At 66.5% G+C, this 11,356-nt stretch carries 11 protein-coding genes; 8 read left to right on the top strand and 3 right to left on the bottom strand.

Annotated features, from left to right (window positions below; genetic code table 11):
• Positions 1 to 68: 68 nt before the first annotated feature.
• Positions 69 to 692 (bottom strand): hypothetical protein, encoded by a 624-nt coding sequence (locus AC2VLV_RS05155; RefSeq protein ID WP_041608435.1) that lies wholly within the window; start codon positions 690 to 692, stop codon positions 69 to 71.
• 382 nt (positions 693 to 1,074) lie between these two features.
• Here AC2VLV_RS05155 and AC2VLV_RS05150 point away from each other — a divergent pair, with 382 nt between their 5' ends.
• Both AC2VLV_RS05150 and traI read left to right on the top strand, forming a co-directional pair.
• On the top strand, positions 1,075 to 1,386 hold the full coding sequence (locus AC2VLV_RS05150) for a plasmid mobilization protein (protein WP_486988958.1): 312 nt from the start codon (positions 1,075 to 1,077) through the stop codon (positions 1,384 to 1,386).
• Positions 1,386 to 3,527 carry a TraI/MobA(P) family conjugative relaxase gene (traI, locus tag AC2VLV_RS05145; protein ID WP_486988957.1) on the top strand — a complete coding sequence of 714 codons (2,142 nt, stop codon included), beginning with the start codon at positions 1,386 to 1,388 and terminating at the stop codon, positions 3,525 to 3,527. Before AC2VLV_RS05150 ends, traI begins: the two co-directional genes overlap by 1 nt.
• 16 nt (positions 3,528 to 3,543) lie before the next feature.
• On the opposite strand, the gene AC2VLV_RS05140 is transcribed toward traI, so the two are convergent.
• Positions 3,544 to 4,029: a GNAT family N-acetyltransferase gene (locus tag AC2VLV_RS05140; RefSeq protein WP_486988956.1), complete on the bottom strand. Its 486-nt coding sequence runs from the start codon at positions 4,027 to 4,029 to the stop codon at positions 3,544 to 3,546.
• 4 nt (positions 4,030 to 4,033) lie between these two features.
• Positions 4,034 to 4,297, bottom strand: a complete 264-nt coding sequence (locus AC2VLV_RS05135) for a type II toxin-antitoxin system TacA family antitoxin (RefSeq protein ID WP_486988955.1) — start codon at positions 4,295 to 4,297, stop codon at positions 4,034 to 4,036.
• Positions 4,298 to 4,427: 130 nt separating this feature from the next.
• Between AC2VLV_RS05135 and AC2VLV_RS05130 the strand changes: the two genes are divergently transcribed.
• The 6 genes from AC2VLV_RS05130 to AC2VLV_RS05105 all read left to right on the top strand — a co-directional run.
• Entirely contained in the window at positions 4,428 to 4,667 is a 240-nt protein-coding gene (locus tag AC2VLV_RS05130) for a hypothetical protein (protein WP_486988954.1), read from the top strand.
• On the top strand, positions 4,664 to 5,614 hold the full coding sequence (trbB, locus tag AC2VLV_RS05125; RefSeq protein ID WP_486988953.1) for a P-type conjugative transfer ATPase TrbB: 951 nt from the start codon (positions 4,664 to 4,666) through the stop codon (positions 5,612 to 5,614). Before AC2VLV_RS05130 ends, trbB begins: the two co-directional genes overlap by 4 nt.
• A 31-nt stretch (positions 5,615 to 5,645) precedes the next feature.
• Entirely contained in the window at positions 5,646 to 8,198 is a 2,553-nt protein-coding gene (locus AC2VLV_RS05120; protein ID WP_486988952.1) for an LPD7 domain-containing protein, read from the top strand.
• Between the two features lie 79 nt (positions 8,199 to 8,277).
• Entirely contained in the window at positions 8,278 to 8,439 is a 162-nt protein-coding gene (locus AC2VLV_RS05115; RefSeq protein WP_486988951.1) for a hypothetical protein, read from the top strand.
• Positions 8,432 to 10,396 carry an ArdC family protein gene (locus tag AC2VLV_RS05110; RefSeq protein WP_486988950.1) on the top strand — a complete coding sequence of 655 codons (1,965 nt, stop codon included), beginning with the start codon at positions 8,432 to 8,434 and terminating at the stop codon, positions 10,394 to 10,396. The genes AC2VLV_RS05115 and AC2VLV_RS05110 overlap by 8 nt, the downstream gene beginning before the upstream one ends.
• A 142-nt stretch (positions 10,397 to 10,538) precedes the next feature.
• The coding region (locus tag AC2VLV_RS05105; protein WP_486988949.1) for a type IV secretory system conjugative DNA transfer family protein at positions 10,539 to 11,356 on the top strand (818 nt) is incomplete at its 3' end.

Genomic DNA, 11,356 nt, shown 5'->3' with positions numbered 1-11,356 from the left:
AAACCTTTCAGTCAGGATGAAAAAATGACCGGGCAGCGCCCCGGCGGCGTCCGGCGGCAGCCGGGAAATCAGGCGTTGTGCTCGCCGATGAACTTGCGCCGCGCCTCGGGCGGCCCCTCCAGGTTCTTGCGCAGGATGTAGTCCGCCTCCGATTCCTCCGGCAGGCGGTCAGAGCCGTCCGCCCAGGGCGGCAGCTCCAGACCTTCCAGTCCGCGTGCAGTCGGCGGGGCGCTTGCGGCGGTTGGCGTCTTTGCGGCGGGGCGCTTGACCATGGGTGAGGCCGATGGGGGGCGGGCCGGCGCCGGTCTGGCTTTGGGCGTCGCGGGCACGGGCGACGGTGCACGCAGGTCAAACCGTCCCCGTCGTTTCCGAATCGCGTCCAGAGCATGTCGCAAGTCGTCCGCCGGAATGCTTGGCATGCACTTCTTCAGGTAAGCCAGAATCTCGGCGGGCTTCTCGTCGCTATCGAACAGGGCGAACAGTTCGTCCTCGATCGCCATCAGACTGTTGAGCGCGAACTGCCGTGGATTGCTGGCTTCTTCGGCACGGGCGCGCGCCTGTGCGGTTTCTCGCTTGCGCCGTGCGATTTCCCGCAACTCGGCTTGCGTCTGCTTCAGTTGCTGGATCGCCGCGTCGCGGTCGAATGCCCCCGCGTCGTCCGGCGCTTCCGGCTTGTCCTCGTTTTGCGTCATCGTGATTCCTCATGTGTGCGCCTTTCATCAGCGCCCTACCCGGACTCTGCGAGGTGGGGCCAGCGTGCGACAAGGGAACCGCGGAGAACCGGCATCGGCGTCCGCACGTCGGCGAAGCGCGTCCGCTGCGCGGCGGATCGTGTCCAGGAGGGTGTCGGGGCGCAGCCCTGACCAAGCGTTTCGTGACATGGCGCCGCCAGGCGTCGGACAGCCGCGTCCAGCGGTGTCCGAAATGTCCCACGAAACATTACCTTGTACGGTTTTTACGCATCGGACGTTTGGACAACTCCGGCACACGCCCGGCTCAAACCGCCTCACGACTGACCAGAGACGCGACACGCCTCAGACAGACCGTGCCGTCCCCACCCCGCAGAGTCACGGCATGGACTCTCAAGATCGCAAGCCGCACACCGTGCGCGTGCGCCTCTCCGCCGCCCAGCTCGCCGACTTGCGCCACCAGGCACAGGCCGCCCGCAAGAGCGTGTCGGAACTCATCCGGCTGCGCGCCACCCTTCAACCCGTGATCAGCCGCGCCGACGACACCGCCGCGCAGCGTATCGACCAGCTCGGACGCCTGCTCAAACACCTCTACCCCAAAGACAAAGGCTGGGCCACTGGAGACGACCGCCGCCGCTGGTGGCAACTGGTCGAAGAACTCCAGCGCACCGCCGCCATCCTGAGAAGGACACCCTGATGCTCGCCAAAGTCATCACCCTCAAACCGGGCGCGCCCAGCAAGGGATTCGCTCACGTCATGCGCTATGTCATGCGCGGCAATGAAGAACTGCCGCCCGGACAGACCCTGGACGGCGGCCACTTCAACATCGACGACGACCAGCTCTACTGGACGCTCGACGAACACCGTCTGGCCTACGCCGAAGACCTTGCCGGCGTCTGCGACGGCACCGCCCGAGACTGCGAACGCAAGGGCCGTTTCAAAGGCAACCCCGTCTATCACGTCGCCATTACTTGGCAGGAGGGCGAACATCCCACGGCGCAGCAGGCCGAGCACGCCTGCAAGCACGTCATGGACGCGCTGGGCTTTGGCGAGCATCAGGCCGCCTGGGCCACCCACCGCGACACCGACAACGATCATGTGCACCTGGTCATCAACCGCGTGCACCCAGAAAAACTCATCGCCGTGCAGCCGCCGTTCAAGAAGGACTATTTCATCCTCGACCGCTGCATGCGCGAACTCGAACTCGAATTCGGCTACGCCCGCGCCAACGGCCCCTACATCACCCTGGACACCGACCAGGGGCCGGCCATCGTGCGCATGAGCCGGGCGGAACGTCGGGAGCGAGGGCTGCTGAAAGAGGAGGGCGCTCGCCCCACAGACCGTGCACGCCGCGCCGAAATCAATATGGGCGCCGATTCCTTCCAGTCCTGGGTCGCCAGCCAACCCGCCCAAGACCTGCGCTCCGCCGTGCAGACCTCTGGCGCCACCTGGGCCGATGCCCATCAAGCCCTGGCGCAGCACGGCGTCACCCTTCAGGCCAAAGGCTCCGGGCTGGTGGTCACCACTCAGCTCGACGACGGCCGCATCCTGGCGGCAAAAGCCTCTCAACTGGGCCGCTGGGCGAGCAAGGCCGAACTGGAAAAGCGCCTCGGCCCCTTCGTTCCTGCACTGCAAACCCAGGCAGGGACATCGAAGGCCTACGCGGCGTATGTCAAGACCAGTCGCCGCCAAACCGACAAACCGGAACGCGCTCCCGGAAAAATCCCAGCCCGCGATCCCGACCTCCGCGCCTTGCGCAGGCAAGCCCGCGCCGATGCCCGCGCCGCACTCGCCGCCCGCTTCGAAGCCGAACAAACCGCAGGGCGTGCGCAGCGGCCCCAACTGCGCGCCCAGCTTTACAGCCAACAGCTACGTGACCGCTCAGTACTCGCAGCGCAGCAGCGTCAGGAACGCAAAACTCTCACGATGCAGGCGCGCCAGTCTGGCCAGCCGCTGGCCGTGGTGCAGTCCCTGTGGGCGCTCAGGGCTGCGCAGCAGCGCGAAGCCCTGCAAAAGCGCCAGGCGGCAGAGCGCAAGGCGCTCTCGGCCAAATTGCCCAAGCAGGAGGTGTGGCGCAAGTGGGTGGAGCGCGAAGCAAGCCAAGGCGACGAAGCGGCGCAGGCCGCGCTGCGCGGCATCAGCTATCGCGAGCAGCGCAAGAAGAACCAACAGATCGACGGCATCGAGGGCGAGGAACTCGACCCGCTGCGCAAGCTCACCCTGGCCGGGCTGGAGGCGCAGATTGACCACCGGCGGCAGACTGTGTTGTACCGCGACGCGCAGGGCAGGGACAGGTTCACCGACACCGGCCCGCGTATCGTGATGCACGACAAGGGCGAGGACAGTCTGGAAGCCGCGCTGCGCATGGCCGCGCAGAAGTATGGCGGCAAGGTGGAGATCACCGGCAGCAGTGAGTTCCGGGAGCGGGCGGCGCGGCAGGCGGTGCGGCTGGGCATTGAGGTCATGGATGCCGACTTGCAGGCCGTGGTGCAGGATGAGCAGCGGCGCAGGCAGCGCGCGCCCCAGTTGTCCCCAACGGCTGTGGAGAAGTCGGCCCCCGATGCGGCCAAGTCCTTGAAACCGCAGGACGCCGCTGCGCTGCCTGAAATGCGGGCAGTCGATGCGGCGCTGACCGCATGGCAGCAGGCCAAGACCGACGCGGCGCGCACCCGTGCCGTGCAGGACTGGATGACGGGCATGGAGCGCATCGAGCAGCAAGGCGGGGACGTGGCCGCTGCGAACGCGCACAGCCGCAAGGCGCTGGGCGGGCGCTATGCCGGGTTCATGCGCGAAGTGGGCGGGTTGGCGAGGCAGCGGGACAAAGGGCAAGACCGATGATGTCGCGGCACCGGCCTCACTTGCCCAGCGGCAGGTACAGAGTCAGCGCATTGCTGGCGGTCTCTCGAAACCCATACAGACGGTAGAACGCGGCGGCGCGTTCGTGCAAGGCATCGACCAGCAAGACGTGGATGCCCAGCTCGGCCCGCAACGCCAGACAGCGCCGCACGGCGTCTTGTAGCAGCGATTCGCCCAGGCCGCGTCCTTGCGCTCGCAGGTCAACCCCGAGGCGAGCAAGTCGGGCGGCGGCCACAGGATACCGGGGGAGGCGCCGTTGATCCAAGTCGCTCAAATCGCTGAGCAGGAGCTGCGCAGCAGCAAGAGAGTAGAAACCAAGGATGCGGCCCGGCCGGGATTCCTCGATCAGAACATGGGTCGTGGCAACACCGGCGCGGTGATGCTGGGCTGCCAGATCGCGCAGGTAGTGATTGAGCGACGGTTCCCCGCAGTCGAAATCTGTGCGGTCGTGGATGCGGCCATTGAGCAGTTGGACGGCGAGCATGCGCTCAGCGCCGTTTCAGGCCACGCGCGAGCGCGGTCTGCAGCCGCGTATTCGGCTCGAATGGACGCTCCAGCGCCGCCAGGAACCGGCGCGATTCCTCTGCCGAAAGCGTCACGGAAAGTTCCGCCGAGGTGACGCTATCGGCTTCGCGCAGGACGGCATCGCGCACGAACACGGACACGGGCACGCCCCGCAGGTCTGCAGCGCGGGCAATGCGCGTTTTGTCACCAGGGGTCAGGCGCAAGTCAAGGCGGGCGGTCGTGCTCATGGGCGGTCTCTTTGTACGGAAGTATACCGTACAAAAAGGCGTAGCCCGGACGTAGTTGCACCCATCCTGTCCCCACCCCGCAGAGTCAGGGCAGGGCGCCAACGTCTGGCGCCGCAACCCTGGAGCAGTCATGGCAATCCCCGGAAAACTCTACGTCGTCGGCTTTGGCGGAAAGGACTATCTCGTGCGCGCATTCACCCAGCGCGGCGCGGCCAAGGGTCTGATCCGATCCCTCACCGATTCCGCCCTTGAACACACCCGCCCGGCGAGTCAGGACGACATTCTGGAACTGGCCGGCAACGGCGTGCGCCCGATCGACGTGACGGCGACCGAGCCCGAAGATCAGCCCGGCGCCGAGGAGCAGGAGTGAGCGCGCAGCAGCTCACCCACGCCCGCCAGTCCGAAGCCCTGCGCCGGGCCATGGGGTCGGACATCCTCACCCCGCTCGAAGACCCCCAGGTCGTCGAAATCATGCTCAACCCCGACGGCACACTCTGGGTGGATCGACTGGGCGAGGGCATGCACCAGACCGGCCACATCGACGCCGTGCGGGCGCTGACCATCGTCAACACCGTGGCGGCCATGCTCGATACCGTGGTGACGCCGCAGCAGCCCATCCTCGAATGCGAACTGCCGCTGGACGGCAGTCGCTTCGAAGCGCTCATCCCGCCGCTGGTCGAACGTGCCAGCTTCGCCCTACGCAAGAAGGCCACACTGATCTTCACCCTGTCCGACTACGTGGACAAGGGCATCATGACCCCGGCGCAGAAGCAGGCCATCGAGCAGGCCGTGGCCAGACGGCACAACCTGCTGGTGTCGGGAGGAACCGGCACCGGCAAGACCACGTTGGCTAACGCCATCCTTGACGCCGTGGCCCGGCTCGATGGCGAGCACCGCATCGTCGTCATCGAGGACACCCGCGAGCTGCAGGTCAATGCCGAGAATGTGGTGTTCCTGCGCACCAGCGACAACACCGACATGACCCGGCTGCTGCGCGCGACCATGCGCTTACGCCCTGACCGCATCGTGGTCGGCGAGGTACGCGACGGCAGTGCCTTGGCACTGCTCAAGGCCTGGAACACCGGTCACCCCGGCGGGGTGGGCACGGTGCATGCCAACGATGCCAGCGCTGCGCTGATCCGGGTCGGCCAGCTCATTCAGGAGGCGGGCGTGCCGCCCAACCCCGAACTTATCGCCGAAGCGGTGAACGTGGTCGTCTCAATCAAGCGCACCGCCGACGGCCGCAAGGTCGAGGAAGTTGTCGCGGTGCGGGGCTGTTCGGCCAGCGGCGGATTCCACGTCGAGCGCATCGCCTGAAGCATTTGTCCCCACCCTGCAGAGTCAGGGTATGGACACGCCGCCCCTTACACCGTTTCTCGATTTCGCCCGACTGCACGATGTGCACATCGACCCGCAGCGTCTGCAGGCCGATGGCCGCATCCACCGCGCCGATGTCGGCGACCGCCCCAACGGCAGGAACGATGCCGCCTATCTCCTGCGCGAGGACGGCACCGGCTGGGTGACCAACTTCAAGGCCGATGGCAAACCCATCGCCTTCCGCCCGGAACTGGCGCGCGAGCGCACGCCCGAAGAACAACAAAAGGCCGAAACCGAGCGCGCCGCCTGGCTGCAGCAACAGGCCGAGCGTCAAAAGGCCGCCCTCACCGACAGCCTGGCGCGCTGGGAAGCCAGTCACGAGCCGCGCAACTTCCCCTACCTGCAAAACCCCGCACTGCCCACGGCCGGGCTGAGGCAGCACAGCGCGCAGCTGCTCGTGCCCATGCTCAAACTCACCGACGGCGAGCCCGAATGGGTCGGCATGCAGCGCATCGCCTGGGCGGCGCCGGGCCAGTCCGCCGACAAGCGCTTCGTCGCCGGCACGCCGACGCAGGGCGCCTTTGCCGTCATCCCCATCGACGGCCAGGACGCTGAAGCGCCCCTGCGCGCCTTCGAGACCGCCAAAACCGCCCCCCATGTCGTGATGTGCGAGGGCATCGGCACGGCGCTGGCCCTCCACGAGGCCACGGGACTGCCCATCATCGCCGCCCTCTCGGCGCAGAACCTGCCCGAAGTGGCTAGATCCCTGCACCTGGTCGTGCAGGGCCGCGTGATCCTCTACGCCGACAACGACGGCGAGCGCGCAGCGCACAAAGGGCAAATCAATGCCCTCAAAGCCGCCCGCATCCTCGGCAGCGCGCGCACCGTCATTGCTCTTCCAGAGAAACCCAACGGCGTGACGCCCCCCGGCTACGACGCCCGTGACCAACTCCGCGACAGCGGGCCGGACGCGATCCGCAACACCCTGGATCGCGCCGTCCCACCGTGGACCTTCCAGCGCAGCCATCCCGGCATCGCGCTACCCCCCGGGCAAGGGCGACAGCCCAAGCCCCCCGCTCCCCACCTCAAGCAGGAGAAACCGATGGAACTACAAGCTGATACCGAACCAAGGCAGCCCACCCCCTCCGATGAACCCGCCCCCGTCCGGCAAGCCGTGACCGCGAAGCGAGCGGAGTTCGCCGATCTCAACGCCGCCCTGGAGCAAGTCGAGTCCGAACAGGAGTCGAAGCCACAACCACAGCAAAAGGAGACGGAGGTCAGCGACGCACAAAAAGAAGAAGCCGCCTTGTTGAATGCCTGGCGCGAAGCCGCCCAGCCCGCCCGCGAACAGCGCGCCAAGGCCTGGCAGGACTTGAACGCCCAGCAGCAAGCCGCGCGGGAGTCTCTGTTCTCCACCCTCGCCCAGCAGCGCGCCGAAACCCTCAAGAGCGGCGGCGACCTTGATGTGCATGCGTTTGAAGCCGCCAAGCAGATCGAGCATCTGCAAAAAACCCAGGCCGCAGAGCGCAAAACCCTGACCAGCAGCCTGCCGCTGCCGCCGACCCTGCGCGAGTTTCTGGAACCGCGCGCCGAGCACGACCCCATCGCCGCCCGCCTGCACGAACAGGAAAAAACCCGCGACCCTTCGCCGGAAAGCATCCGCGGCCGCCGCGTGGCCGACGTGGAGCCCGAAGTGCTCGACGGCCTGACCCACGACATCGAGGACGGCCCGCCCAAATCCGTGCACTACGCCCGCGATGGCGAGCGGGTGATGACCGACCGCGGCGAGCGCGTCGATCTCTACCACGTCGATGACCGCGAGATCGAGGCCGCCCTGCGCCTGGCCGAGCGGAAATACGACATGGACAAAGGCCTGCAGCTCACCGGCAGCCGCGAATTCCAGGAGCGCGCCGCCGAAATCGCCGGGCGCATGGGCCTCAAAGTGCAGAACCCCGAACTGCAGCAGACCTGGCAGCTCGGCCGCCTGCAAACCCTGCAGAGCGAAGAACTGGGCGCCGACACCCGACTCACCGCCCCGGCGCTCGGGCAGGGCGCCATCGAGTCCGCCCGCCCCGAGCGGATCGGCGATGGCCGCACCTACGCCGTGGACACCCAAGCCCTGCAGGCCGAAGCCCTGCTCGCCAAGCTCGACATCCACGGCTTCGACGCCCTCGACCGCGCCTCGCGCTACCAGCCCCTCACGCCGGATCAACGCATCCAGTTGCAGGGTCACGATGAACAGACCCGCCTGATCGACGACCAGGATCGCCTCACCCCGCTGGGCCAGCAGGTGACCGAGCGCATGTGGGCCAAGATCGAGACCGAACGCGAGCAGCTTCAGCAACAACTGCGCACCCGCAACATCGACGAAGAACTGAAAAAACGCGAAGCGCAGGAAGAGAAGCAAGAGCGCACCGAAGACAAGGCGCAGGACAAGGCCGTCGAACGCGAGATCGTCGCCCACGAGCGCGCCGAGGAACGCACAGAAGAGCGCGCAGAAGAGCGCGCACCCGAAGCCCCGCAGCGCGCACCCGCCAGACCACGCCTGCGGCAGCCCAGCCGTGACATGGGGCTGGGCGGCTGAGCCTCCTGTCCCCACCCCGCAGAGTCAGGGCAGGGCGTTGGAACGCGACGCCCTGCCCAATCCATCACAGGAGTTCGTCATGCAAACACCGCAAACCCCGCAAGGCCACGAAGCCCCAACCGCCGCCCCTACGGACGACGCCCCAGAATTCGAGTCCCTCTCCGCCCACGACCGCGCAACCGCCGAAGCGCTCGGTGCAGATTTCGAAGACGACGCGGAAACGGAGGCCGATCATGGCTGAGACCCCCAAACCCGACCAAGCGAAACCGCCTCGCGACCTGCGCCAGGAACTCACCGACAAACTCGTTCAGACCCTGGAGCAGGGCCAGATCCCCTGGAACAAGCCCTGGGCCGCGCTGCGAACCGGCTTGCCGCGCAATATGGAAACCGGCCGGGAATACCGCGGCGGCAACCGCCTCATGCTGATGCTGGAACAGGCCGACCGCGGCTACGCCGATCCGCGCTATGGCACCGTCAAGCAGATCAACGCCCTGGGCGGGCGCGTCAAAAAAGGCGAACACGGCCTGCCCGTCGAACTGTGGAAAGAGCAGCCCTTCTATCAGCGCAAGGACATCAGTGTCACGCTCAACGGCATGCGCGTGAAAGTGTTCGGCGAGAAGAACGGCAGGGCAGAGGTCGGCATGCCGACCGAGAAGGAATCCACCCTGCACGTCAAGACCGCCGATCTGCGGGTGCAGCGCCACACCGACCAAGGCCCGCAACACCTGAGCTGGGACAAGGCGCGCGAGCTCGACACCTGGACCTCCCGCGTTCACACCGTGTTCAACGTCGCGCAGTGCGAGGGGCTGAAGCTGGAGCCTCTGGCGCCCGCGCCCGACTTCGACCCCGTGGCGCGGGGCGAGTCCTTCAAAGCCGCCATGGCGCGCGACGGCCTCAGCTACGGCGAGCATCCCGAGCATGCCTTCTATTCGCCCAAGCGCGACCAGGTGGTGCTTCCTCCGCGCGGCGCCTTCAATTCCGAGCTGGGCAACGAGCAGGGCGCGGCGCGCTACTACGGCACGCTGCTGCACGAAATCGGCCATGCCACCGGCGCCGCGCACCGTCTGAATCGCGAAGGCATCACCGGCGGCCACCGCTTCGGCTCCGAAGGCTACGCCAAGGAAGAACTGCGCGCCGAGATGTTCAGCCTGTTCGCCGCCGCACAGACCGGCATCCCGTATGACCCCGAACGCCACGCCGCCTACGTTCAGGATTGGGCCAAGGTGCTCAAGAACGACAAGAACGAAATCTTCCGGGCCGCTGCGGAAGCGGGCAAGGCCGTGGACTATGTGCTGGACAAGGAGCAGGCCCTGCAGATCACGCAGGAACGGCAGGCGTCGGTCGAGGTGACGGAACGGGCGGCAGACTTCGCGCCGGAGCAGCCCGAGGTTCAACCCGCACCCTCAGCGTCCGACAGGATGCAGGAGGCAATCCGGCGTGAAGATGCGCTGCTGTCCAAGCAGCCCCACGAACTCACCTTTGCCGAGTTCGCCACGGTTGCCACGGCGCAGAAACTCGGCCCGAACCATGGGCGCGAGTGGGCTGTGCTCAACGGCAGCGTGCAGCGCGGCGAACTGATGGGCTACGCCGAGGGACCGACCGAGCGCGATGCGCTGCGCATGATGCACAAAAACCGGGTCAACAACGCGCTCTACGACAACATGCCAGATGCGGTTCATCCGCCCGGCATGGAGACCCAGAGCATGCCGCCTCAGCAGGTGCTCGATGAATATCCTGATCTCCAGGAGAAGTTCGCGCCCGCGATCAAGGAGTATCGCCAGATGCTCGACAAGGAAGACCGAAAGGCATCCGAGTACCGGGCGATGACGGAACCCATCGCCTACGAAAAAGCCGTCCAGACCTTCGTGAACGGCGGCGGCAATGAGAAGGATGCCCGCCGCATCCTGGACGATGTGCTGCTGAGCGATTTCAGTGACAAAAACCTGCCCAAGGCGCTCGAATTCCACGGCTTCGCCAAGCCGCACGAGGCCGACAAGCTCGCCACAGCCATCCTCACCGAAGAAAACCGCAAAGTTGCCGCCAAGGAAGACCGCAAGGCATCTGAGCACCCAGTGATGAAGCAGGCGGAGCAGGGGGCCGATAAGGCTCCCGAACCGCCCGAGGCTGACAAGCCCGAGCGCCCAGCCCGTCCCCGTCTGCGCCAGACCCAGCGCAAGGCCGCGGCGATGGAACGCTGAACCCAGCACGCCCAGCGGCAGGTGGCGCAAAACAGCCGCAGCGTGCGACCGGATTCCTTCCCCCTGTTGGCGATCCTTGCCGGGGCGCGCGCCGCCTGGCCCACGTCACGGGCCACCCCCAACTTTTCGAGGCAGCACGACCATGAGCACCGCATCCGAAGCGATCTACCACATCCCCAAAGCCCAGAAAGACATCACCCGCTTCGTCTGGACGGGCCTGGGACTGTTCATCATGATCGTGTTGCTGTCCTGCTGGGCCGCCACCGAATACGCCGCCTGGGGCTTCGGTTTCACCCCGGCTCTGGGCACGCCCATGATCCCGCCGTGGCTCTACGCCCCCTACGACATCCTGATCTGGACCTTCAAATACAACCGCATCGAATACGGCCAGGCCGTGCTGGACATCCTGGAACGCGCCCATCTCATCATGGGCGTCGGCGGCTTCCTCTCCCTGGTGCTGCCCGTGGGCATCGCCTACCGCCGCTCACGCAAGGCCGACGCCGAACGCAATGATCTGCATGGGTCGGCGCACTGGGCCGCCGCCCCGGAAGTCGCCGCCGCGGCCATCCTGCCCGACGATAAAAACAAGGGCGGGGTGCTGTTCGGCGCCTGGAACGACGGCCAGCAGGTGCGCTATCTGCGTCACAAGGGGCCGGAACACATGATGGTGTTCGCCCCCACCCGATCCGGCAAGGGGGTGGGCATCGTCATTCCCACCTTGCTGCACTGGGATCAATCCGTCCTGGTGCACGACATCAAGGGCGAGAACTGGGCGCTGACCAGCGGTTTCCGCGAGAAGGTGCTGGGGCATCGCGCCATCAAGTTCGACCCGACATCCCCCGACTCCGCCCGCTTCAACCCCTTGCAGGAAATCCGCATGGACGGCAACCTGGTCAAGGATGTGCAGAACATCGCCACCATGATCGTCGATCCCGACGGCAAGGGCCTGAACGACCACTG

The organism is Thiomonas sp. TH-17 (genome assembly GCF_057473305.1).
This window is presented reverse-complemented; position numbering and strand designations above follow the sequence as displayed.

Coding starts and splice junctions, on each gene's coding strand:
- AC2VLV_RS05130 (WP_486988954.1), top strand. CDS start 4,428: ATGGCAATCCCCGGAAAACTCTACGTCGTCGGCTTTGGCGGAAAGGAC.
- AC2VLV_RS05150 (WP_486988958.1), top strand. CDS start 1,075: ATGGACTCTCAAGATCGCAAGCCGCACACCGTGCGCGTGCGCCTCTCC.
- AC2VLV_RS05135 (WP_486988955.1), bottom strand. CDS start 4,297: ATGAGCACGACCGCCCGCCTTGACTTGCGCCTGACCCCTGGTGACAAA.
- AC2VLV_RS05110 (WP_486988950.1), top strand. CDS start 8,432: ATGGCTGAGACCCCCAAACCCGACCAAGCGAAACCGCCTCGCGACCTG.
- traI (WP_486988957.1), top strand. CDS start 1,386: ATGCTCGCCAAAGTCATCACCCTCAAACCGGGCGCGCCCAGCAAGGGA.
- AC2VLV_RS05115 (WP_486988951.1), top strand. CDS start 8,278: ATGCAAACACCGCAAACCCCGCAAGGCCACGAAGCCCCAACCGCCGCC.
- AC2VLV_RS05120 (WP_486988952.1), top strand. CDS start 5,646: ATGGACACGCCGCCCCTTACACCGTTTCTCGATTTCGCCCGACTGCAC.
- AC2VLV_RS05140 (WP_486988956.1), bottom strand. CDS start 4,029: ATGCTCGCCGTCCAACTGCTCAATGGCCGCATCCACGACCGCACAGAT.
- AC2VLV_RS05155 (WP_041608435.1), bottom strand. CDS start 692: ATGACGCAAAACGAGGACAAGCCGGAAGCGCCGGACGACGCGGGGGCA.